34 protein-coding genes are annotated in these 24329 nt (G+C 35.6%); all 34 read left to right on the top strand.

Annotated elements, in window-relative coordinates:
* The first annotated feature begins 71 nt into the window (after positions 1-71).
* The 34 genes from AC1TPB_RS13000 to AC1TPB_RS12835 all read left to right on the top strand — a co-directional run bounded on the left by AC1TPB_RS13000 (position 72) and on the right by AC1TPB_RS12835 (position 24308).
* On the top strand, positions 72-539 hold the full coding sequence (locus AC1TPB_RS13000) for a GNAT family N-acetyltransferase (RefSeq protein WP_482076882.1): 468 nt from the start codon (positions 72-74) through the stop codon (positions 537-539).
* A 223-nt stretch (positions 540-762) separates the two neighbouring features.
* A complete protein-coding gene (locus AC1TPB_RS12995) occupies positions 763-1254 on the top strand; it encodes a P-loop NTPase family protein (RefSeq protein WP_482076881.1) in 492 nt (163 codons plus the stop codon).
* Between the two features lie 191 nt (positions 1255-1445).
* Positions 1446-1946, top strand: a complete 501-nt coding sequence (locus tag AC1TPB_RS12990) for a hypothetical protein (RefSeq protein WP_482076880.1) — start codon at positions 1446-1448, stop codon at positions 1944-1946.
* A 220-nt stretch (positions 1947-2166) separates the two neighbouring features.
* The gene (locus AC1TPB_RS12985) at positions 2167-2664 is read left to right on the top strand and encodes a DUF5662 family protein (RefSeq protein WP_482076899.1); all 498 of its coding nucleotides are present in this window, start codon (positions 2167-2169) and stop codon (positions 2662-2664) included.
* A gap of 192 nt (positions 2665-2856) precedes the next feature.
* Positions 2857-3123 (top strand): hypothetical protein, encoded by a 267-nt coding sequence (locus tag AC1TPB_RS12980; RefSeq protein WP_482076879.1) that lies wholly within the window; start codon positions 2857-2859, stop codon positions 3121-3123.
* Positions 3124-3245: 122 nt separating this feature from the next.
* Positions 3246-3707 (top strand): hypothetical protein, encoded by a 462-nt coding sequence (locus tag AC1TPB_RS12975; RefSeq protein WP_482076878.1) that lies wholly within the window; start codon positions 3246-3248, stop codon positions 3705-3707.
* Positions 3708-3914: 207 nt separating this feature from the next.
* The gene (locus AC1TPB_RS12970) at positions 3915-4451 is read left to right on the top strand and encodes a histidine phosphatase family protein (RefSeq protein WP_482076877.1); all 537 of its coding nucleotides are present in this window, start codon (positions 3915-3917) and stop codon (positions 4449-4451) included.
* A gap of 259 nt (positions 4452-4710) precedes the next feature.
* Complete coding sequence (locus tag AC1TPB_RS12965) at positions 4711-5631, top strand: GNAT family N-acetyltransferase (protein WP_482076876.1); 921 nt, start codon at positions 4711-4713, stop codon at positions 5629-5631.
* 179 nt (positions 5632-5810) lie between these two features.
* A complete protein-coding gene (locus tag AC1TPB_RS12960; RefSeq protein ID WP_482076875.1) occupies positions 5811-6272 on the top strand; it encodes a GNAT family N-acetyltransferase in 462 nt (153 codons plus the stop codon).
* 244 nt (positions 6273-6516) lie between these two features.
* Positions 6517-7002, top strand: coding sequence for an AAA family ATPase (locus tag AC1TPB_RS12955; RefSeq protein WP_482076874.1), 486 nt, complete (start codon positions 6517-6519; stop codon positions 7000-7002).
* A gap of 253 nt (positions 7003-7255) precedes the next feature.
* A complete protein-coding gene (locus AC1TPB_RS12950; RefSeq protein ID WP_482076873.1) occupies positions 7256-7564 on the top strand; it encodes a hypothetical protein in 309 nt (102 codons plus the stop codon).
* A complete protein-coding gene (locus AC1TPB_RS12945; protein ID WP_482076872.1) occupies positions 7539-8138 on the top strand; it encodes a GNAT family N-acetyltransferase in 600 nt (199 codons plus the stop codon). Before AC1TPB_RS12950 ends, AC1TPB_RS12945 begins: the two co-directional genes overlap by 26 nt.
* Before the next feature lie 275 nt (positions 8139-8413).
* Positions 8414-9358, top strand: a complete 945-nt coding sequence (locus AC1TPB_RS12940; protein ID WP_482076871.1) for a serine hydrolase domain-containing protein — start codon at positions 8414-8416, stop codon at positions 9356-9358.
* 160 nt (positions 9359-9518) lie between these two features.
* Positions 9519-10082: a GNAT family N-acetyltransferase gene (locus tag AC1TPB_RS12935; RefSeq protein WP_482076870.1), complete on the top strand. Its 564-nt coding sequence runs from the start codon at positions 9519-9521 to the stop codon at positions 10080-10082.
* 307 nt (positions 10083-10389) lie between these two features.
* A complete protein-coding gene (locus AC1TPB_RS12930; RefSeq protein ID WP_482076869.1) occupies positions 10390-10749 on the top strand; it encodes a hypothetical protein in 360 nt (119 codons plus the stop codon).
* A 221-nt stretch (positions 10750-10970) separates the two neighbouring features.
* A complete protein-coding gene (locus AC1TPB_RS12925) occupies positions 10971-11144 on the top strand; it encodes a hypothetical protein (RefSeq protein ID WP_482076868.1) in 174 nt (57 codons plus the stop codon).
* On the top strand, positions 11144-11521 hold the full coding sequence (locus AC1TPB_RS12920; protein ID WP_482076867.1) for a type II toxin-antitoxin system death-on-curing family toxin: 378 nt from the start codon (positions 11144-11146) through the stop codon (positions 11519-11521). Before AC1TPB_RS12925 ends, AC1TPB_RS12920 begins: the two co-directional genes overlap by 1 nt.
* 230 nt (positions 11522-11751) lie before the next feature.
* The gene (locus AC1TPB_RS12915) at positions 11752-12273 is read left to right on the top strand and encodes a hypothetical protein (protein ID WP_482076866.1); all 522 of its coding nucleotides are present in this window, start codon (positions 11752-11754) and stop codon (positions 12271-12273) included.
* Positions 12274-12314: 41 nt separating this feature from the next.
* Entirely contained in the window at positions 12315-12545 is a 231-nt protein-coding gene (locus AC1TPB_RS12910) for a hypothetical protein (protein ID WP_482076865.1), read from the top strand.
* 1027 nt (positions 12546-13572) lie between these two features.
* On the top strand, positions 13573-13794 hold the full coding sequence (locus tag AC1TPB_RS12905) for a GNAT family N-acetyltransferase (RefSeq protein WP_482076864.1): 222 nt from the start codon (positions 13573-13575) through the stop codon (positions 13792-13794).
* 26 nt (positions 13795-13820) lie between these two features.
* Positions 13821-14702 (top strand): GNAT family N-acetyltransferase, encoded by an 882-nt coding sequence (locus AC1TPB_RS12900; protein WP_482076863.1) that lies wholly within the window; start codon positions 13821-13823, stop codon positions 14700-14702.
* Positions 14703-15060: 358 nt separating this feature from the next.
* A complete protein-coding gene (locus AC1TPB_RS12895; protein WP_482076862.1) occupies positions 15061-15861 on the top strand; it encodes an HAD family hydrolase in 801 nt (266 codons plus the stop codon).
* Positions 15862-16094: 233 nt separating this feature from the next.
* Positions 16095-16487 (top strand): NUDIX hydrolase, encoded by a 393-nt coding sequence (locus AC1TPB_RS12890; RefSeq protein ID WP_482076861.1) that lies wholly within the window; start codon positions 16095-16097, stop codon positions 16485-16487.
* 151 nt (positions 16488-16638) lie between these two features.
* Positions 16639-17397, top strand: a complete 759-nt coding sequence (locus AC1TPB_RS12885) for a class I SAM-dependent methyltransferase (protein WP_482076860.1) — start codon at positions 16639-16641, stop codon at positions 17395-17397.
* A 236-nt stretch (positions 17398-17633) separates the two neighbouring features.
* Positions 17634-18146, top strand: a complete 513-nt coding sequence (locus AC1TPB_RS12880) for a shikimate kinase (RefSeq protein ID WP_482076859.1) — start codon at positions 17634-17636, stop codon at positions 18144-18146.
* A gap of 2 nt (positions 18147-18148) precedes the next feature.
* Positions 18149-18826: a class I SAM-dependent methyltransferase gene (locus tag AC1TPB_RS12875; protein WP_482076858.1), complete on the top strand. Its 678-nt coding sequence runs from the start codon at positions 18149-18151 to the stop codon at positions 18824-18826.
* 233 nt (positions 18827-19059) lie between these two features.
* Entirely contained in the window at positions 19060-19497 is a 438-nt protein-coding gene (locus AC1TPB_RS12870; RefSeq protein WP_482076857.1) for a GNAT family N-acetyltransferase, read from the top strand.
* A 248-nt stretch (positions 19498-19745) separates the two neighbouring features.
* The gene (locus tag AC1TPB_RS12865; protein WP_482076856.1) at positions 19746-20057 is read left to right on the top strand and encodes an N-acetyltransferase; all 312 of its coding nucleotides are present in this window, start codon (positions 19746-19748) and stop codon (positions 20055-20057) included.
* A gap of 34 nt (positions 20058-20091) precedes the next feature.
* Entirely contained in the window at positions 20092-20319 is a 228-nt protein-coding gene (locus tag AC1TPB_RS12860) for a hypothetical protein (RefSeq protein ID WP_482076855.1), read from the top strand.
* 163 nt (positions 20320-20482) lie between these two features.
* Positions 20483-21166: a VOC family protein gene (locus AC1TPB_RS12855; RefSeq protein WP_482076854.1), complete on the top strand. Its 684-nt coding sequence runs from the start codon at positions 20483-20485 to the stop codon at positions 21164-21166.
* A 299-nt stretch (positions 21167-21465) separates the two neighbouring features.
* Complete coding sequence (locus AC1TPB_RS12850; RefSeq protein ID WP_482076853.1) at positions 21466-21936, top strand: NUDIX hydrolase; 471 nt, start codon at positions 21466-21468, stop codon at positions 21934-21936.
* A gap of 582 nt (positions 21937-22518) precedes the next feature.
* Entirely contained in the window at positions 22519-22959 is a 441-nt protein-coding gene (locus tag AC1TPB_RS12845; RefSeq protein ID WP_482076852.1) for a GNAT family N-acetyltransferase, read from the top strand.
* Between the two features lie 252 nt (positions 22960-23211).
* Positions 23212-23658 carry an NUDIX domain-containing protein gene (locus AC1TPB_RS12840; RefSeq protein ID WP_482076851.1) on the top strand — a complete coding sequence of 149 codons (447 nt, stop codon included), beginning with the start codon at positions 23212-23214 and terminating at the stop codon, positions 23656-23658.
* Positions 23659-23849: 191 nt separating this feature from the next.
* The gene (locus AC1TPB_RS12835; RefSeq protein ID WP_482076850.1) at positions 23850-24308 is read left to right on the top strand and encodes an NUDIX domain-containing protein; all 459 of its coding nucleotides are present in this window, start codon (positions 23850-23852) and stop codon (positions 24306-24308) included.
* The last annotated feature ends 21 nt before the right edge of the window (positions 24309-24329 follow it).

Here is a 24329-nt window from a genome sequence, read left to right as displayed (position 1 = left end):
GTTCGTGAATACAAGAACGTTATACGCAACCCTAGCAAGAAAATATACAAATTCAAAAGGAGGTCGTCTTAATGGAATTCAGAAAAGTAACTTGGGATAATTTTATTGAATGCATTGAGCTACGTGTGGCTAATGAACAACAAAGATTTATCTCCTCAAATCAACATGCTCTTGCCGAAGCATATATTGCCTCCGATGAGGGTCAGGTAATTATTACATTTGCAGTCTATAAAGAAAATAGCATGGTAGGCTTCATTTCAATGTACTATGATGACGGGGATGGAAACTTTGATTACAGTAGTTACGGCATATTTAAGATGATGATCGATAAGCATTACCAGGGTAAGGGGTATGGTAGAGAGATGGTGGTAAAAGCGATTGAATATGCGAGGACTCTTCCACGCGGGGAAGCTAAAGTTATTGAACTTACATATAAACCCGAGAATGTGGTTGCGAAGAGGATTTATGACTCTCTTGGTTTTATGGAAACAGGTGAAAAATTGGTTTGTGGTGAAGTTTGCGTAGTATTAACATTATAATCTTGGGACTATTCGTAGAGGGCAAGGACAGCGTATAACAACGTGTTCCAGCTTCGCGATTATCGCCGCTCGGTCTGCCCGAGGAATTTCGATGAAGCGGATTCAGGCAGACACATCAATTCCCCTAAGATAAGAGCTATCTAAAGGGAATTGACATCTGGAATACAAGAACGTTATCTGAAATCATCGCAAGATAAAGTTTTAGGGATAGGACGGAGAGGCTATGAAAATCCACATTATCGGTGGTTGTGGCAGTGGTAAAACTTATATTTCAAGAATGCTCTCGCAGAAGCTGGGAATTAATCATTACCAAACGGATAATCTGGTCTGGGATCGAAGTACGGATACCAAATATCCAGTAGAAATACGTGATAAGAGCCTACATGACATTATTACACAGGAATCGTGGATAGTTGAGGGGGTACATCACAAATGGGTATACAGTAGCTTAAAAGAAGCAGATTATATTTTTATAATCAAACCTAGTTTACTAGTCCAGAATTGGAGGACGCTTAAGAGATTTATCAAAACAAGATTAAGACTTGAAGAGCGTAACTATACTCAAGATTTTAAGAATCTTCTTGTTATGTTTCGTTGGAATAGAGATTTTGACCATTTAAATATGGGAACGATCATGGAAATAACCTCAGAATTTATTGGAAAGAGACATATAGTAAAGAACAATTTGGAGATCTTGAGATTAATACATATTTGATATTGAGAAAGTGAATTCGAAGAGGGCGATGACATCACATAACACAGTATTCACGCGGCGACTCTGCCTTGGTCACTTGATGCTTTTGGCAGAGTAGTGGATTCAGTGACAACTTGCTGCGCAAGTTCGTGAATACAAGAACGTTATCGGAAATCAGTGAATGGAGTAAAAAATGAAAGTAGGTGTATACATTGGAGTATAAATGTTCAACAGAGCTTTCAAAATCGCATTGTGAATCAGTAATAAAAAATAGTGTCGACTTTTATTCCATTACACTCGATGGGGGAGAATTTGTTGGGTGGATTAATAAGGGGTTATTTAGTATTTCTGTTACTAGGGGAATGTTAAAGAGCGACTTAGTTCGAAATAAGGTGCTAGGAAAGATCAGTACAAAAAACAATAAAACTTATGTTTATTTTCGAACATATAGAGGCTACACGGATATAATTTCTATTATAACTATGTTTATTGTTTGTTTTATTAGTGCGAGTTTGGCGGATATTTTTACTGGTGTAATTAGTTTTTTGTGGAAGATAATTATATCAGGTTTGTTTTGTCTTTTAAATGCGGCTATTTCATGGATAATATCGCATGCCTCTGAAGATGGTCAAGAAAACGAGAATATATTAGTTGAATTTTTAGAAAAAGGGTTAGAACTAAGAAATGAAAATAATTCAAATCAAAAATCATAGGATAAATAAAGACATTAAGGATATATGAGACTATCAAAGAGGGCACTGGCGTCCGATAACACCGTGTTCACGCATAGGGCATTCGCCCTCGGTCTGGCAGATGGATTTCAGAGGACAGCCGGACACATCCGCACCACCTAACCGCATCGCGACCACCCTTCGGGCTTAAGGTGATGGGACGTCGCGAGCACAAAACGTTATGTGAAATGATCGAAAGAATATAAAATCTATAAATCCAAAGGAGAGGGCCATAATATTCTTAGTATATTGGCGATATTTTCTTTATGTTTTGGATCATAAAGTTAGCGTTCTCATTGAATGTTGGAAAGAAGGATTGTATCTTCAAGGGATCATTCATGATATGTCAAAATTTTCTTCTCAAGAATTTATTCCGTATGCACTTAAGTTTTATTCAAACCAGAAGGATGAGAATACCGAGCTAAGATGGAAGAAAGCTTGGTTACATCATCAAAATCATAATAAACACCATTGGGAATATTGGATAGTAAATAGAAACAAAAGAGAAGCTCTGCCAATGCCAAAGAAGTATATGATAGAAATGGTATGTGACTGGAAGTCGTTTTCAAGAAAGTGGGGGCGTATAGTTAAAGAATCTAGTCTAGTAGAAAGAATGATGAAATCTGAAGAAATAATATTACATCCAATAACAAGGAAAGAACTTGAAAATTACATAAAGGGAAACAAAAATGATACATGAGTTGAAAGCAAAATCAACGAAGTCGATCACTTCACATAACACAGTATTCACGCGGTGGGCATAGCCCTTGGTCACTGTTGGTGCAATTGGCAGTGAATTAAACTCATGTGACAACTTGCTGCGCAAGTTCGTGAATACAAGAACGTTATCTGAATTAACATATAAATTAAAGAATAAAGGTGATCACTATATATGAATTATGAAATAATAAACGCTACAGAAGAGTACAAAGATGTTATAAAAAATCTAATGCAATTCTATATTTATGATTTTTCTGAATTTGTAAAATGCGATGTCGAAGAAGATGGATTATATGGGACATACCCACATTTAGAAGACTATTGGAGAGAAGTAAATTATCGATTTCCATATGTTATTAAGCAAAATGAAAAATATGTAGGCTTTGTATTGGTAAGATTTAAGGAGGAAAGCGTTTTAGATTGGGTCAAACCTTCTTAGATAACAGAAAATAGTCGTTAAAAGAACTTCATTTTATTACTGATAAAGCAAAAGTTAATATAAGTTCAGATAAGTATTTCACTTTTTATCATTTCACCCACGAGGATAAGATCAAAGATATAATGACCGAAGGATTGTGGGCTTATAGAGAAGTCGCATGCCCGACTCCCCCTGAAGAATTAAAGGGATGTTATCTGGTAGAGGGCTTCGTTGAACCATTGCCTAGTTGGTTAACAACAAGTGTGTATTTTAATAATTTAGGTATTGAACTTACAAATAAACATATTGGAGATATTTTACTCGAGGTGTCTGTTCCAATATCTCAATTTAAAATATATATTGCTGATTACTCTCATATTCTTGATTGTAAAATGATAGAAGAAAGCAAAGGACCAGGAATAGGATTTGGTTACGATTGTAGTAATGGCCGAGAGTGTACGCAAGCTTACGTAAATTCCTATCTTAATATCAATGAATATGTCAATCAACACCATGCACCACTTGTTCAGGTTGTTAGGCAAGGTTCTGGTTTATTAATTCCAAATAAGTTTATAAAAACAAGTACAATACAACCACGAAAGTAACTCAAAGATGGTGGGACTACAGCTAACACAGCATTAACGCATCGTCGCATGCGCTCCTTGGTCACTGGTGAAGCTTTCGGCAGTGAAGAAAATTCATGTGACAACCTGCTTTGCGCAGGTTCGTTAATGCAAGAACGTTAGGTGAAATCGCTGAAACAATAAAAAGAAAGAAATCATTTTTCGAAAGCTATTCTTGGAGGTTTATAAATGACTATTTTTTACTTAGTAAGACACGGGGAACCCGATTGGAAATTTAAAGAAGAACGGAATTTAAGAGGGGCAATGAGAGACTATGTTCCCTTAACTTCGAACGGAGTTATACAAGCAGAACAGGTAATTGGAAACAACCCCTATTTAGAAGAATGTGAATTGATAATTTCATCACCGTATACAAGATCATTACAAACCGCAGCTATTATGAATAGAAATATAGGAAGACCATTGCAAGTAGAATTTGACTTGCATGAGTGGACCCCAGATAATTGGCAAGCTACAACGGTTCACGAAATAAAGGATTTATGGAATGACTATATGGATCATAATGGTTGCTTTCCTCCAGGAGAAACCAAGTTATGGGAGACCAAAGAAAGCTTATTCAATAGAACCAGTAACGTACTTAATAAATATGTAAATAATTCAAAAGTTATTGTAGTTTGTCACGGGATGGTTATAGCAACTTTATTGGGATTAGTATCGGAAGATATCAGTCTATGTGGAGTATATAAATATGTTATAAATCAATAGAAATTTCAAATTTATACACAAAGCCTTGAAACTTTGCAGGATAATTCAGGAAGCCAGCGACATCACCTAACACCGTATCTACGCTGCGGCCTAATGGCCTTGGTCTGCTCTGCAAGAGGGGATTCCGAAGAAGCGGATTCAGCAACTCCCTAACCGCATTGCGGCCGTGTCTTCGTCCCTTAAGGCAGTGAAGGTTCGTAGATACAAGAACGTTATATGAAATCATCGTAAATAAATAACTAAAGATGAAGGTGTACATATGAATAATTCGACCAGACTAAATGTAGCAACTGAAGAAGATGCTGATCAGATAAGAGATTTAATGATCAAGGTAGAAGAGGATGAGACTTCTAAGTGGTATTCTAACGGTGAAAGGCCTCATATTCCAGGATTTGATTCGCTTGATATGCAGAAATACCATGCACGATACGGAAGGTACTATAAAATAATAAATAGGGATATTTTAGTAGGTGTTATCCTGATCTCAACAACAGGAAGAGAGCACGCAAGAATTGACCGATTGTATATACTACCGGGGAATCAAGGAAAATATATTGGTTCTGACGTTCTTCAGTTAATCGAAGAATTCAATCCAGAAATAAAAATCTGGACATTGGACACAACACAAAAAAGTCCAAGGAATCATTACTTTTACGAAAAAAATGGGTATAGGTTGGTTGGCGAAGATAAATATGAAAGATACTATCGTAAAGAAACAAACTGTACTGATTATGATCAGAGTAAATTTAGTACAAGTATAGATTTTTCTAAGCATAATTTTAGAGGGTGTAATTTGCAGGATACTGATTATTACGATGTTAATCTAAATAATACATGTTTTTCAAATGCTAATATGGGGAATGTAAGAATGCAAAACGTTAATTTATCAAATACTCATATAACAAACACAAATATGAGTAACTCTATATTGGGTGATTCAAACCTGAGTAATGTAGAGATTTGTCATGCTTCATTAGGAGGAGCTTATTTACATGACACCAACTTATCAGTTGATGGAGAAAAGCGACCTCTCTTACTTGAACGATGTGAGATGATAGGTAGTAAAATGGTTGATTCTAACCTTTCAAATCTTACTATTCAAAACTGTAATATAGAGGGCATGAAGATTGACGGAATATTAGTCACTGATTTATTAAAAACATACAACAATAGTAAGTAATTCAATGAAGGCGCTGACATCCTATAACACAGTATTCATGCGGCGGCTACGCCTTGGTAACTGGATGATTTCGGAAGAGAAGTAGATTCATGTGACAACTTGCTGCGCAAGTTCGTGAATACAAGAACGTTAGCTGAAATCAACGAAATTGTAATGCGAAAACGAAAGGAATATAAAAAATGAATCTAATCCGCATAGAACCAATTAATAAAAAAAATTGGGAAGAAGTTCTCTCGATATCTTTACTCAAATCACAAGAGAAGTTTGTACCATCTGTTATCGAATCTTTAGCATGGGCTTATATAAAACCGTGGGATGAGGCTTTTGATCCATATATTTTGATCAAGGATGATAAAGCAATCGGATTTTTCTATCTTTCCTATACACCTAATAGTACGAATAATTACTGGATCGGTGGCTTTCAGCTAGACAAGGAATATCAAGGGATGGGATTAGGAATACAATCTCTTAAAAGAATATTAGAATTCATTCAGGAAATGCACAGACAATGCGAAGTAATCTCTCTAACAATCGAAAATAGTAATGATCATGCTAGAAAGCTTTACGAGAAATTAGGATTTGTCAATCAAGATAAAGAGAACCAAGATGGCGAGGTTATATATAAACTAAAGCTAAAATAAACTATAAAGAACTTGTGCTAGTTTACTCGAAGAAGTCGTTGACATCAGTAAACAAAACATTCCTACGTCGTCGCGTACGCTCCTTGATCGCCAAGAGGGATATCAGAGAAGCAGATTCAGGCGATACATTCAACCAGCTAAGTCTGACGACCCGTTCCCTTTGGTCACTTAAGCTGCTTGAACGTCAGGAATGTCAAACGTTATCGGAATTTGCCAATAAACAATTATTGTAGGTGAGCATTCAATGAAGAAAATCTTTATTATTGGAATCGTTGCAAGTGGGAAAACAACATTGGCAAAACAATTATCTAAAAGCTTAAACATATCCTGGTATGAACTTGATTGTATTGTCCATAACGATACAAAAGAAGGTAGGAAAAAACGTTCTGCAGAAGAACAGGTTGAAGTTATTAAGGAAATTGATAAAAAAGGTTCATGGATATTTGAAGGCACAGATAGGGAGTCGTACAAATGCTTGTATGATATGGCAGAAGTAATTATATTTGTTGATCCTCCATTGTGGAAGCGAAAAATTAGGATTTTCACTAGATTTATTAAACAAAAAATAGGAATAGAAAAGTCTCATTATAAACCTGATATTACTATGTTAAAGATGATGTATAAGTGGACGAATGATTTTGAAAAAAATAGAAGTAAATTTGAGTTGAAGATTAAAAGATATCAAGAAAAAGTGATTGAATTGAAAGACATAAAAAACTTGGTGATATAAGTTAAATCAATGAAGTTGCAACATCCGATAACACCGTATTCACGCGGCGGCTACGCCTTGGTCACTGTGATGCTTTTGACAGAGTAGTTAATTCAGTGACAACTTCCTGCGGAAGTTCGTGAATACCTGAACGTTATCCTAAATCTCTTGATTCCCAAAATTATTAAATTAATTGTTTCCCCTAGTAGATCTGAATTTTTAATTAAAGCTGCAATGATATCCTGTAATTCATTTTGAGGAAGGAGAATTTATATTGAACAATCAATCAACAGAACTAGATACTAAACATCAACTGAAATTTGGAACGACAATTCAAATAAGATTAGTTTCCACCTTAAAGAAATCACAAGAATACTATCGTGATGTTTTGGGATGTAGAATTGATGATTGGGGACATGCAGAACGGGATGGATTTATTGTTATTTTGCAACAAGCAAATTCCCATGAAGATGTTAGACCAAATGCTCCTTCAAAGAAACTAACTGATTATCCAACTGAATGGGAAGGACCAGCATATGGGTGGGATACATTTATACATGTTGATTGGAATATTTATGTATGAATTTTCAGAGTTGGAAGGCAAACGTGTAAAACTCATTCCTTTAGAACTTGAACATATCAAAGCTCTTTATAAATGCTCTAGGGATCCAGATATCTGGGCGAACTACCCAATACATATTAAGACCATTGATGAGATGGAACAATTTATCCATAAAGCATTAGTTAGTCGAGAGCGACGTGAACAGTTTCCATTTGTTGTTTTTGATAAAGAGACGAATGAAATTGTAGGAACGACAAGATACCTTAGAATATCAGAAGAGAATAACAATCTAAATATAGGTTCAACCTGGTATTCGCCGACAGTGTGGCGGACAAGAGTAAACACAGAAACGAAATACTTATTACTGAAATATGCATTTGAGAATCTGCATGTAAATCGGGTTGAAATCATAACTACAACAACAAATGTGAGATCACAGAAAGCTATTGAACGACTGGGAGCAGTCAGAGAAGGCATTCTTCGAAAGAAATATAAACACTTGGATTATGTGATCTACAGCATTATTGATTACGAATGGAAAGGAATAAAGAGCCGGCTTGAGGGCCTTCTCGAAGAAGTAGGGTACGTCAGATAACAGCATATTCGCGCTTCGGGGCATTCGCCCCTCGGTCCGACAGAAGTTAGAAGTATATTCGGGGATGGATCTTCAGTAGCGAGGAAGCGGAATAAGCCGGACACATCCAATCGACTAAGTGCGCTGACGCGCACCCGGCAGCTTCGCTGTCTTAAGTCGATAGGACGTCGTGAATTCCCGAACGTTAGGTGAAATTACTTTAAACGAAATATGAAAGGAATACTTGAATGCTAAATCTAAATACGTGGCCAACTTCTACACCGAAAGAGTTTAAAATGAATATTGAATTGATGGGGAAGTTCATCAAATCCGTTGAGAAGGCGAAAATTAAAAGCTGTTTGGTTTTAAAGCAAGGAACATTAATTCATGAGTATTACAAAAGCAATAAAATTAGGAATAACCTGCAGAGGATTAATTCATGTACAAAAAGCATTATTTCCATATTGATAGGAATAGCGATTGATAAAGGCTTTATACCTTCGGTTAATATTACCATGGAGTATTATTTTCCTGATATTGTTTACAATCAAGCGGACCCGCGTAAAAAAGACATTACGATAGAACAGCTTTTGACGATGACCGTAGGGCTGGATTGGCCGGAGTTCGGTGAATGGAACTATATGCCTCCAATGTTTACCCACGATGTAGTAAAATTTGTGTTTGATAGGGAGTTAGTAGATGATCCGGGAAAACGTATGAACTATAATTCGGGTTGTTCTCATGTACTTTCCGCTATATTAACCAAAGCCACTGGAATGAAGACTTCGGAATTTGCAGAACAGTATTTATTTAAACCTTTAGGTATAGACAGAGATTACCTTTGGTTCGAGGATGCAAAAGGCATTAGTTATGGTTCTGATGGGCTACGGTTACATCCGTATAATTTAGCAAAATTCGGGCAGCTTTACTTGCAGGACGGCATATGGAAAGGTAAGAGAATCGTATCATCGGAATGGATCAAGAAATCTACAGATCCCTACTTGTTAACCTATGATTATATTGGTCATTATGCTTCTCATTGGTGGGTAGCAAAGTTAGATACCAATCATAATGATTTTTCTTTAAACAACAGGATGTACTTCGCTATGGGAAGAAACGGGCAATTTATTATTAACATTCCAAGTTTACAAATGGTAGTCGTGTTTACAAGCACGTTGGAGAATACCATCAAACCTTTGGATTTTGTAAGGGAATACTTGGTTATGTCGATGGTTAACTAGCTAGAGTAACAAGAACGGTTATTACTGAACTAACATGTTTGAAAGTTAATCGGTGAAGACAGCAACTTCACCTAACACAGTATTCACGCAGCGGCTACACCTTGGTCAGCATAGGAAATTCAGGCTGTGTTCGCTGTCTGACAACTTGCTGCGCAAGTTCGTGAATACAAGAACGTTATGTGAAACCCCCGTGAGAACGTCAATTGAGGTGATGATGATGGAAGAAATAAAATTATTAAACCCTGAAGATATGAAATCATTCCGAGCTTTTAGAATTGAAGGACTAATTAATTCACCTGAATCATTTGGTTTAACCTATGAGGAATACGAAAGTAGAGACATTGAAGTAATAAGTGCTGGATTAACTCCGACTACGGATAGTTTTGCTCTCGGCGCATTTGATATAAACAATCAAATAATTGGGGTAGTTGGATTCAAACAAGAACAATCAATCAAGTTCAAACACAAAGGGTTTATTTGGGGTATGTATGTGAAGCCAGAATTTCGTTCTCAAGGGATAGGAAGAAGGCTCATATTGAAAGCAATTGAATTAGCAAAACAGAATATAGGACTTGAACAAATAAATCTTTGTGTAGTGGTAGGTAACCAGAATGCCAAGAAATTATATGAATCAATTGGATTTAGTGTATATGGTATGGAGAGCAGGGCTCTAAAACACAATGGAATATATTTTGATGAAGAACTAATGACGTTATGGGTGTAACTCAAAGTGGTCGGGGGCATCACATAACACAGTATTCAAACAGCGGCTACGCCTTGGTCACTATGTTGCTTTTGACAGAGTAGTAGATTCATGTGACAACCTTGCATGCGCAAGGTTCGTGAATACCTGAACGTTATATGACATGGGGGGAACTACGATTAAAACCCGATTAATTAGTACGAGAAGCATTATTATTTTCATTGTCCTAATAGGGACAATATATTTCTTATTCGAAGTTGTGAACAATAATCCAAGTAAACCAAATTTTACTAAGGAGATTCAAGTTAAACTAATTTCAAGTACTGAGATGTCCAAGGCAGAATATACGAGAGATGGAATAGGTGCAAATATCAATTGGATAGATATTAATTTAAGTCAAGAAGATATTAATAATATTGCAACTTGGATTAACTCCGTGTCTGAATCAGAAATTACAGAGCTGGATCATATTCCCTCAAACAAAAGTATAAGTGCAGGTATTTTATTTAGATTAAAGGCCAAAAAAGAAATACGAATTCAATATGATCTTGAGAAGATTTATATAACGAGAACAGACATAAAAAATAGGCAAGTTATCTATTCAATCAATCAAGAAGAATTAAAGGATTTTTTTGATAAACATCTTAAGGGATTTTATTTTGGAGAAGACAAAGTAAAGGCTTTCTGATTGCATACCAGGAAGCCCCCTACATCATATAACACAGTATTCACCCCGCGGCTACGCCTTGGTCACTGAGGATGCTATTGGCAGAAGTAGCAGATTCATGTGACAACTTGCTTCGCAAGCTCGTGAATACAAGAACGTTATAGGAAATAACGGGAAACCAAAAGTGTATTTTTTATGCGGATAGAGTATAATGTAAGTAAATGCATTAGGAGGTTTTTAACATGAGACTTGAGGAAAAGTTGCTTCAAGATTTTTTAAAATTAACAGCGGAAAAACAATTAGAAGTAATTGATTTTGTTGAATTTTTGAATGAAAAAAATGATCAACAGATTAATCTACTGATGGATAATATCATTCTTGAAAACAAAGAAGCTCTTGATGAGTTAGCAAAATAATGAAGACAATTACTATATCACAACTTCTTCAATTTCATAATAAGATCATTTCTGCTACTGCCGGAAGTGATGGTGTGAGAGATCGCGGAATAATTGAGAGTGCTCTAGGCAAAGCTTTTGTTACATTTGACGGTATAGATTTATACCTTGATCTTAAAACAAAAATAGCTGTTACAACGTATGCTTTAATAAAGAACCATGGATTTGTAGATGGAAATAAGAGAATTGGAATTGCAACCATGATTTTATTATTGCAATTAAATCATTTTAAAATCGAATACACCCAGAGAGAATTAGTTCATTTAGGAATAGGTATAGCAGAAGGATCTCTTACCGAAAAAGATATTGAACTATGGATAGAAGGACATCAGGTATAAATGCTTGGTGTCTTTTTGTATTACATGGAGTCGGTTACATCCTATAACACAGTATTCACGCGGCGGCTTCGCATTGGTCAGCAGAGGAAATTCCAGATGTAATTACTGTGTGACAACTTGCTACGCAAGTTCGTGAATACAAGAACGTTATAAGATATTGGGGCAATATTAATGGAAGTACGTTTCAAGAAGATAATGAAAGTAGTGCTTGATGAAGGAAGGTGTGTTTTGTGAACGATCATGAAGTTAGTTATGTAACGTATACACAGAAACACAAGGAAATTATAACTAGTGGTGTAAATGAAATCAGTGAAGTCTTGAATAGCAAAGATGATTCTGAAAAGAGGAGTCTATTATTTTGCTTAGATAAATATCTGGACCCTTATTTCGGCTATAATTCACCATTTTTTAACGAGATAATTTTACTCTTAGAGAAACATTTATTTGTGAATCATATTAAAGCTGTAAAGGAAGATATCCTTCAATTATTAAGCGACTATTCGAATACTAACTTAAATTATCTGGCAGAAAACATAGAAGAGGTTGAACCTGATTTACTAGCTGACGCACTTAATGCATTAGGTAATACCTATAATAAACAATATATTCCCATTTTCATTAAGTTCGAAAATCACCACAATCAAATCGTAAGAGATAATGCAAAAGAGGCGTTAATTGAGCTATCTAAGGGGAATGAACGTCGTGAATGCCAAACGTTAGGCGAAACTCTCGTAATACGTAAAAACATTTGATATTCCCCTTAATTATAAAAATACATAAGGACGGAAAATACATGAAAAGATTCTCTGTTGAAAAGTCAGAATGGTCTGATAAACGTGAAGAAAATTACAAAAAAGAATGTCTTAATATAGTGTACGAGTTTGGACATAAAATGCATGTCAAGGAGGAAAGGGTATATATAATAACAAATGAAATGGACATAGAAGTGTCAAAACCATTGAAAATGACTTCGTTTTGGTATGAAACATGGTTAGAGATTAAAAAGAACTATGGTTTGGATTAGTGCAATAATGAATATATAAGAAACTAAAGAAAAAACATAATTAAAGAAGAAAAACTATATAGAAGACCATATTCAAGCTAGTTATTCAAAGAAGAGAGAGCATCGCCTAACACAGTATTCACACAGCGGCTGCGCCTTGGTCACTTTGATCCTTTAGGCAGAAGTAGCAGATTCAGTGACAACTTGCTACGCAAGTTCGTGAATACAAGAACGTTATACGCCATTGTAATCCGAGTTCTGTTCAGTGTTTGCGTTTACAACGTCCTTGTTATTTGAAGCAAAAGTAATTATAATCATACTAATTACTTGAATTTCCTCACCTTAGTTAGACTCTGAATGCAAAGGGTCACTTTGCAACCTCACGCATATAATCAAAAACATTTGAAAAGCACTTCACAACAAAAACCTGAATAGAGACAATGATTCTTGAACCACTTGAAAAAAGAATAAGATACATTGTTTAATGAGAATTAAAACACTTGATTAAACCCTCTAAAAGACATTTTACAAGATTAGCATTAAAGACAATAAACACATTAGTTGAAGGCCGACGTTCTGTCTTCATTCGAGGAGTTCGGATTACAACAGCGTATAACACCGTATTCAAGCAGCGGCTCCGCCTTGGTCACTGCTGATGTTTTTGACAGCGTAGTCGATTAATGTGACAACTTCCTGCGGAAGTTCGTGAATACCTGAACGTTATGCGAAACCCTTGAAAATAATTAGAAATTGGGTTATTACAAAGATGTAATTTACTCTTAGACCAATAAATCAAAATGATATTTCTTTCTTATGGGAAATGCTGTATGAATCATTATTTGTTCGAGATGGCCAAGAGGTATTCAGCAAAGAGATAATTAACGAGCCTTTCTTATTGAAGTATGTTGAAGGATGGGGTCGACAAGGAGTCTTTGGATTTATTGCGATAAGTAATGAAGCTTAGCCAATTGGTTCTATAACAGTTCGATTTTATAATGAGAGCAATAAGGGGTTTGGATATGTTGATGAAGATGCACCGTAGATAGGAATGGCGCTATTAAAGGAATACAGAGGGAGAGAAATTGGAACGGCTTTATTAGATGAATTATTCAAAGAAGCTACTAGGAAGAACATTAGTAGAATATCATTAAGTGTCGATCCGATTAATAAAGATGCGGTTAAACTTTATCAACGATTTGGATTTGAAGAAGTTTGCATGGTCGGCACATCAATAACTATGGTTGCAAATGTAAACGGAATTTTATTGTGACTCAAAAAAAAATATGGGGGATTGAAATGAAAATTACCTTTAGAAGGTTCGACGATTCTTGTTATGATAACGTTTGCAATTTTTTGATTGAATTATCAAAAGATGACCGTAATCATATAAATTGGAATTGGGCAAGGTGGGAATGGATGTTTTTTCATCCTGAATTTAATAGTGACTTAATGGAGAAGATTGGCTTGTGGTATTGTAATGACGAGTTAGTAGGTATAGCAACCTATGACCACTATTTCGGTGAAGCATTTTTTGCAACGAAACAAGGGTTTAGAGAATTAGAAGAAGATATATTAGAATATGCTATTGTTACTTTCAGTAATGAGAACGGCCTTGGGGTTGCCGTGAATGACAAGGATACTCACACTCTAGATTTATTGCATAGTAAGAATTTTGTGGAGAATGATCTTACTGAAAACATACTTGAACTTACACTAGAGAATGCTGGCCTTGAATTTATAACTCCTGAAGGCATAATTGTAAAAAATATTGATATAAAAAATGACTTATATAAGCTTCATCATTTGCTATGGAAGGCATTTGACAACGAGGGATCTGTACCTGTTGATGAAACTACTATGAATAAGCAAAAAGTGATGTTGTCAGCACCGAATTTGAATTCATTGATACACATTGTTGCAGAAAATACCGATGGGGAATATGTTGCATACTGCGGCTTATGGTATAGTCAGAAAACTGATTATGTTTATGTGGAACCTGTATGTACAATACCGGAGTATCGGGGTAAGGGACTTGGTAAGGCAGTGGTTTTAGAAGCCTTGAAAAGAGGTCGCTCCTTTGGGGCTGAAAAAGCATATGTTATTTCTGATAATTCTTTTTATAAGTCATTAGGATTTCAGCAGTTTTCACATTACACTTTCTATTGGCATAACATCTGATAAACATGAATACCTGAACCCAAAGCAATAATTTGATAGAATAGATAAAAGAACAACACCCCTGAGAACTCACAACATAAATAATCATCCAATACTTTACTCACGATCATCAATAGATGCACCAGTTGATGATCCAACTCCTAGATTAGTTGTAAAACCTTAACCCACTAAAAAAGCATCAATATTGAATGAAATCAAATGAATAGACCGAATTTTCAAGAGAAAAGCTCTGCCTTGATCAATTTGATGCTTTTTGGCAGAAGTAGCAGATTCAGTGACAACTTCCTGCGGAAGTTCGTGAATACCTGAACGTTAGCTGAAATAACCTAGAAGATAATTATTATAAGTAGGTGAATCAATGATGTACTCTGTAGTAGTTTTAGATCTAGATGGAACACTACTTAATTCAGGAAAAAAGATTTCAGACAGAAATTACAAGAGTGTCACGGCTTGTCTTAAACGTGGAATGCATGTAATCTTTGCTACCGCCCGTCCTCCAAGAGCCGTATATAGTTTTCTACCAAAGGAATTATTAGATGTTGGCTCTTTTGTATTTTATAATGGAGCCTTAATCTCCAGTACTAGTCTTGGCATTAATATTCATGAACCAATTCCTTCGGTTCTCTCGGCAGAAGTTCTTGATCATTGCATTAACGACAACCCAAATAATGAGATAGGGATTGAAGTACAAGATGAATGGTTTAGTCTGAAGGAGATTGATCACTCAATTGTCACCGGTGTTAAAGAAAATCCAATTGTAAGATCTCTTGAGGATCTCAAAGAATTTGATGCTACAAAAATTTTGATAACTGGAGATATAAAGGTAGGGATGCTCAGGGAAAAATTTAATTCCAACTTAAACATAATAGTAACTGACAATGGACAGTTGATTCAGATCATGTCAAAGAAGGCATCAAAAGAACTTGGCGTGTCTAAATTACTTGATGGGTTTGGTATTCCAAACGAAGAGGTTATAGTTTTTGGTGATGATCATAATGATATCGGACTGTTTAAAACTTGTGGGTGGTCAGTTGCGATGGGTAATGCAATAAAAGAATTGAAGGATATTGCAAGTAATATTACCGAAAGCAACGATAATGATGGTGTTGCTATTGAATTGGACAGAATATTTGGGGTATCTCAAGGTTACTTCAGCTAACAATGTGTTCACGCATCGGCGGACAAGCCGCCTCGGTCGCCAGGAGATAAGTCATGGAAGCAAATTCAAGCGACACATCCGCACCACCTAACCGCATCGCGGCCGGACCAAAAGGTCCTTAAGGTGGTGGGACGTCGTGAACACGGAAACGTTATGAGAAATTCGAGCACAGTAATAAAATATATAAAACCAATAGAAACGAACACATTAAGCCCATTAATAAAAAATGGAAGGTGTTTCCAATCATTGCACAAGCTGTTATCATACAAAACGACAACCTTTTGATGGTTAGACAATATGTTCAAAGAGGAGCTATCGTATGGAATTTTCCCGGAGGGGGAATTGAAATGAATGAAACCCCTGAAATGGCTTGTATAAGAGAAGTTAAAGAAGAAACGGGAATTGAAGTAAAAGGATTATATTTAATACATGAACAGAATAAAAAATACACATATCTAATAACCGAGTTTGAAGGGCAAATAAAACTAGATAAAAACAATAAAGATAATGAAGACATTATTGAAGTTCAATGGATTTCACAAAAGGGTATTAAAAATCTTGATAGTTACACAAAACCAATAATGGATATTGTAAGTAAACTCATAGAAGGCCCGAACATCTCATAACATCGTATTCACGCGGCGGGCATACGCCCTTGGTCACTGTGAAGCCTCTAACAGAGAAGTAGATTCAGTGACGAACTTCCTACGGAAGTTCGTGAATATCTGAACGTTATAAGAAATCCCCGCAAAACCCTAAAATAGAATGAGGTGTCTAATGCAAGAAAAACAAACGACTGCTAATAGCAAAGCATGGAATACAAAAGCTTATGAAGCATGGACGATACATTTCGGACACCCTGAAGCACAAGCAGAAAACCTAAAACTTAATGGAAAACATAAGCTTCGTAGATGGATAAAGTATATCGGTGACCCAAATGGAAAGAGAATTATTAATCTTCTTGGATCAACGGGAAGTAAGGCAATTCCATTAGCGTTGCTGGGCGCAGATGTCACTATTGTCGATATTTCCAAAGAAAACCAACGATATGCTTCAGAAGTTGCTCGTTATGCTAATGTGAAACTAAATTATGTTCTGGCGGATGTTCTAAATATACCAGCTGAGATGAATCTTAGTAATTATGATTTAGTTCTTATGGAATTTGGTATTTTGCATTATTTTTCTAATTTGAACCCTATCTTTGAGTTGGTAAATAACTTGCTAAGAGACAATGGTCGACTGATTTTGACGGATTTCCATCCTTTTTCAAGCAAAGGTTCTAATTATTTTGATTCAAAACTTGTTGAAGAAAAGATAGCTTTTTCAGACTTTCTTTCAGAAGGCGATCGTAAAGACCTACCAAAAGTTCTATTGAGAAAATGGACGATGGCTGAAATACTATCCACATTAGCAGATAAGAACATGTTTTTAAGAAAATTAGAAGAGGAGCCGCATCATATTAATAGTGGTGTTCCGGCATATTATACAATCGTAGCTGATAAAATAAATGAACATCAATCACCTCTAATTCCATAAAACACAGTATTTTAGCCGCTCGAAGAAGGCGGGACATCTTATAACACGGCATTAATGCATCGTCGCTTACACTCCTCGGTCACTGGTAATGCTTTTAGCAGAGCAGCTGATTCATGTGACAACCTGCTATGCGCAGGTTCGTTAATACCTGAACGTTATGTGAAAGCCCCGAAATAGAAATTGATGTAGTAGTGCATAGAAAAATATAAAGATATTAAAACCATAGGAGAAATTAAGTGAATATAATTCTGATTGGAATGCCGACTGCAGGTAAGAGTACTGTCGGTGTAATTTTAGCAAAGGTCAAGGGGTTTGATTTTGTAGATAGTGATTTATTAATTCAAAACCAAGAAAAACACTTATTAAAAGATATTATTGAACACGAAGGAATAGATGGCTTCAATGATATTGAAAACAGAATAAATGCATCTTTAATTGTCGATCGTTCTGTTATTGCTACTGGTGGAAGTGTAGTTTATGGAAGTGAAGCCATGAAACATTTAAGGGACATTGGTACTGTTGTTTATTTGAAACTGAGTTTTGAGATGATAAAAAAACGTCTGGAAGATACAAAACAAAGAGGCGTTGTTTTAAGAGAAAATCAAACATTATCACAACTTTATCAAGAGAGATGTCCGTTGTACGAATCTTATGCAGATATAATAATTGATGCTGAAAATTTTGAAATTGAGGAATTAGTAAATGAAATACTGAAACAGCTCGAAAACAGAAAAACTATTGGAGGTTAATCATGGGACTGGATTGGTATGACATGATCGCCAAACGCAATGGCGGATATAAGAGTAATGTATTATCTACAATAATTGGGATTTCAAGTGAACAGATATTTGAAGAACAATTAATCACAATGCTTTCTAATAGTAATTCAGTATTAGATGCTGGTTGTGGACATGGTGAATTCACTTTGAAGATGTCAAAGTATACGAAATCAATAATTGGATTGGATAATTCAATCGAGCTATTAAAAATTGCAACTAAACTGTTATCAGAATCTAAAGTTTCTAATGTGAGTTTTATTCATGCGACAACAAAAACTGAACTTCCATTTGAAGACAATCAATTTGATTTGATATATGACCGAAGAGGCCCTACATCAATTATTGATCACAGCAGAATACTTCGTTCTGGTGGAGTAATTTATGGGATACATACTGCTGTCGATAAGGTCATTCAGAAACTGGATCATAATGGTTATGTTGATATAGAAATTAATGAATACAACAGTGCAGTCTCTTACTATCCGAATGAAGAAGAATTTGCGAAGTTTCTAACCTGTATTCCAGGAAACCCAGATTATACTTTGCCGGAATATAATGATCAATTAAAACAAAAAGTTAATGAAAATATAATCGACAATAAAATAGGAGTAAGAGAGAAGAAATATATATGGAAGGCTGTTAAACCATGATTTGTAAGTAAATCAAGGAAGGCAGCCACATCCTCTAACACCATATTAGCGCTTCGGGGCATACTCCCCTCGATCCGGTCGAGGGATTTCAAAGAAGTGGGAGCAGCCGGACACGTCTATTCCCCTAAGATAAGAGCTATCTAAGGGGAATAGACGTCGTGAACACAAAACGTTATAAGAAATAAGCGCAAGAATAAAAGTAATATTTCTATTTGTTATATTGGAGGCCACATATGGATATTAAAATTCGTGAAATTCAAGAAATTGATTATCCTGACGTTGTATTGTTGTGGAATAATGACTTAGGAAGTGGTACTGTCACTGCTGAAAATATTTCAGAACGGTTTGAAAGACTGAATAAGAGTAAAAACTACAAAACAATTGTCGCATTGTTTGAAAACAAGGTAGTAGGTTGTATTACGATGGTACAAACAATGGCATTGGAATACGAAGTAGGATACTTAAAAATTAATGGTCTTGTTGTACAAGAGAGTTTTCAACAAAAAGGAATAGGAACTAAACTTCTTAACTACGCTGAAAACTATGCTTTTGAGAAAGGGCTTTCTTACATTATATTAAATTGTGGATTTCAACGAACAAACGCTCATGAATTTTATGAGTCTAAAGGTTTTGATAAATTATCATATTGTTTTACTAAAAAAGTCCATTAACAAGCAATTTACTTGCTTAATGTGTTAATGGGTACGATAGTCGAATCGTGTAAGTAATCCAAATAAGGCGTTGACATCTTATATCACCCTATTCACGCGATGGCTACGCTATGGTCACTGTGATGCTTTTGGCAGAGCAGTAAATTCAGTGACAACTTCCTACGGAAGTTCGTGAATACAAGAACGATATCTGAAAGATAGGCAAACAACTTATTAATTTCAAATACTTATAGTGAGTGAGGATTACCATGACAGATATTATTTTAGAAAATATTAAGATCACACTAGGATCGAATGATACTGAATATAAAGAGATTTGTAATAATTTATATCAATATAATGTTCATGCAACCAATGGACTACTAAAGACCCCCGGAAAAGTTATGATAACTGAAGCTGAAAGAAGAGGAATAGATCTTGGATGTTTATTTGCTCATACATGTACGTTTTCATATCAATCACCTGACTTTTATAAAAATATAGGATATGAAATATTTGGTATTAACGATGAATACCCTAATGGAATAAAACAATACTTTTTGAAGAAAAAATTAATATAAAATAAATCCGACAAAAAAATGTTGGAGCCGTGCTTTGACAAATGGGATGATTACACCAACAGGCGGAGTAATTTATGAATCAAGCAATTTTCATGTCCATCAGGATGTCGCATATCCAATTAAAGGCTTAGTTATACTGGCATCTAAAAGACATTTTTACTGTATGGATGATAAAGAGAATATGAAAGAGGTGATCGAAGGAATTAATATATTAAGAGATGGATTAAATAATTTCCAAGTATCTCAAGGTAACTTCATCTAACACAGTATTCATGCGGTGGCTACGTCGTGGTCACTTAGATGCTTTTGGCAGAGAAGTATAATCAGGGACAACTTGCTGCGCAAGTTCGTGAATACCTGAACGTTATATGCAATCGCGCAAAAGAAAAATAGAAACAAACTTAATCACCATGGAGGTGTTTACTTTGTTAATTAAAAACATTAGGCTTCTTACCGCTCAGCTTGAAGAACTTCAAAAATTCTACTCAAATATCTTGTGCTTGCCAATCATAGACGAAAATAATGATAATTTTACAATTCAGGTAGGGTGTTCTACCTTGACCTTCGAAAGAACTTTAAATTTGGAGGAATATCCTTTTTATCATTTTGCTTTTGATATCTCAAACAATAAACTAGAAGAATCGATAAAATGGTTAGAAGAAAGAGAAGTTAATTTAAACAAATTATCAGCCAATACTTATCAATTATATTCAAAGACTTGGAATGCAACCTCGATTTATTTTTATGATCCAGCAGGGAACGTTCTTGAATTTATTGCTAGACATAGTTTAAACATCACAGCTCAAGGAAGATTCCAATCAACTGATTTACTTCGAATTAGCGAGATCGGGCTTGTGGTGCCCGATGTACCATCAACTAGGAAGTTACTAAATTCAATGTTTTCGCTTACCGAATACAAGGATTATCACGACCGATTTTCAGCTGTTGGGGACGAAGTTGGGTTATTTATTTTGTCAGCGCATCAAAGGGTTTGGCTTGGGTCAGATAAACCGGCAAAAATATATAAAACGGAAGTAGTTATCGAAAGTGCTATTGAAAGCGAGCTTTATCTTTCTGACCTTCCTTATGTAATAATAGGTAAACAATAGAAATAGCTAGATTGAAAGTGAACTATACAAACTATTTTTCAATCCCTACTTCTTAAGATGAAGATCTCTAACTAGTTTTAAGTTATATCTACGATAAGATCGGCACGAGGTGGATTTACTATGCATGATGGCGAATACATCACCTAACATAGTATTCACGCAGCGGCTACGCCTTGGTCACTGTGATGATTTGGGCATAAGTATAAGATACATGTGGCAACTTCCTACGAAAGTTCGTGAATACAAGAACGTTATATGACATCGGGGGAAAGAAAAAAAACAAAATGGGGGTATAGTCAATGGGGCATATTGAAGATCTAAGAAAGATAGTTGGCAATCAGCCGTTAATCCTAGTGAGACCTAGTGTTGCAATTGTAAATAGCTTTGGGAAAATACTATTAGTTAAATATCAAGACCAATCTTGGGGAATCCCTGGAGGGTTAATGGAACTTGGAGAGTCAGTTGAAGAGTGTCTTAGAAGGGAAGTAAAAGAAGAGATTAATTTAGATTTGGAAGCGCTTAGACTCTTTGGTGTGTTTTCAGGAAGTGAACTATTTACAAAATTAAGGAATGGACATGAATATTACAATATAATCATCGGATACATTTGCACAGATTTCAATGGTGAGATAAAGCCAGATGGCGAAGAAGTAATAGAAGCGAATTATTTTAATCTTACTGATCTGCCTGAGGGAACGCAACCATATATAAAAGAAAAATTGAAAGAATTAGGACCAAGATTGGAACAAATGTTTAGAGCAACTCAATGATGTCCCCGACATCATATAACACTGAATTCACGCAGCGGCTACGCCTTAGTCACTCTGATGCTTTTGACAGTAGTAGTAGAATCAGTGACAACTTGCTGCACAAGTTCGTGAATCAAGTAACGTTAGCGGAAATCAGCGCGCATTCTCTAACTTAATAGATTGCTATCGCTTTTGTTAGTGTATATTAAAGTCCCCTTTAGTCGTCAAGAAATAAATTTAAAGCCACAAATGGAAGGTGATTTTCCAAAGTTAAACGGCGTTGAATCGAAGGCATATGAACTAATAGAAGACGCTGACATTCTATAACACCATAATGACGCATCGGGGCATTCGCCCCTCGGTCCGGACAGATGATATTGGCAGGGAAGCTGAATCAGCCGGACACATCTGACTTTGTCGGACGTCGTGAATATACGAAACTTTAGACGATATTCATGAATTATATTACAAACATTGTTTAAAACCATGAGAGGAGTGATGTGAAATGAAAACAAAGAACACGTTTGCAATATCGGTGAGGTCAAGAAAAAAGTAGAGAGTCTGGAATTTAGATTTCTCTACTAAAATGGGAGGAATCAGAATTTGATTAGTTTAAGATCGATAGATCAAAGCAATTGGGAAGAATGTATTCATTTGAAACCTAAAGAAGAACAACAGAGTTTTATTGCATCGAATCTATATTCAATCGCAGAGGCACAGTTTTTACCTGACTTTGTAACTAAGTCTATTTATTTTGAGGAAATACTTGTAGGTTTCTCAATGTATGGGAAAGCTCCAGAAGACGGTAATTATTGGATTTACAGGTTTATGATTGACGAGCGATTTCAAGGAAGTGGTTATGGTAAGAGTGCCATGCAACTGATTATTAATGATATAGAAATTAAGGATGATCGAACAAACATATTAATGTTAGGTTATAATCCGGAGAATGATTATGCAGGGAAGTTCTATAAGAAGGTAGGATTTCAGGAAGTAGGCTTAGCCCCATGGGGGGAGATTCTAGCGAAGTATAGTTTCACTTAGAATTTCGAAGAGGTCATGAACATCGTCTAACACAAGTTTCACGTAGCGGACATTCGTCCTTGGTTGGAAGAAGTTGAACATAGAAGAAGACACACCAACACAGAACCCCACCTAGAGAAAGCAAGAGTAAGAAGATGGTGGGGTTCCGTCGTGAACCTCTGAACGTTATAAAAAATTGGGGAAAAATAAGGTAAGTTCAAAATATAAAAATGAGGTGTAACTTTGCCACACGTTAGAATCAGGTGTACTGGTTTGATTATAGAAGATGATTCAATTCTTCTAGTTGAATATGAAGATAATGGAACCCATTATAATTTACCTGGTGGAGGTTTAGAACCAGGCGAAACAATTGTTGATGGCGTTATCAGAGAAATTTATGAAGAAACCAATGCGGAAGTCGAGGTTGGAAAGTTGGCGTTGACATATGAGCTAGCTCCGCATAGACAGTCAGGAGATTATTCAGCGAATGAATGTCATGGATTACATCTTATTTTTGAATGTAAATTAATTAATAATTCAATCCCACGACATCCTCATAATCCAGATCTTCATCAAGTTGCTGTTAAATGGATACCTGTAGATGAGTTAGAATCATTACTTTTAATTCCAAATATATCCAAACAAATTAAGGATTTCGTGGAAAATAGAGAGAGTATAAAGTTAATAGAAGACCATCAATTAGAAAGATTGAAAATATAAAATTATAGCATTACGGAGTTGGCACAGCATGTGATAACACCGTATTCACGCTGCGGCTCCGCCTTGGTCTCTTGATACTTTGGGCAGAGTTGCACATTCAGTGACAACTTCCTACGGAAGTTCGTGAATACAAGAACGTTATAGGAAATCTTGCTAAGCCAATATTAAAACCATCATGTGAGGGGTATATCATGAAGTATATGGAGAACCAAAATCAAAAATATCATGTACTTGCAAGGGGGATTATTATCTCCGAAGGAAAAATATTAGTTGCCCACTGTAAAGGAATGGATAATACTTTTCTTCCAGGCGGTCATGTAGAATTTAGGGAAGGAATGAGAACAACTTTATCTAGGGAAATCAAAGAAGAACTTGGACAAATTTGCATTGTACAGGAATATCTTGGATGTGTCGAAGCTGATTTTGACCTTCCTAATACATATCATCAAGAAATAAATCACTTATTTAGAGTTGTACTACCTAAGATCAATCATGATTTGAACCCTGAGTCTAAAGAGAATCATTTGGAATTTTATTGGATTAAGATAAATGAAATGGAAGAGCATAATCTACAACCATATCCGGTAAGAGACATTCTATTGAGATACCTTAATAAAGAAGAAGGGCCTTTTTGGGAAAGTACATTTTAAGAACATTTTGAAAGAGGTTAT

It is taken from the genome of Paenibacillus sp. Y951 (assembly GCF_056786395.1).
Note: the sequence above shows the minus strand (reverse complement) of the source record. Positions and strands in the feature narration are given on the sequence as shown.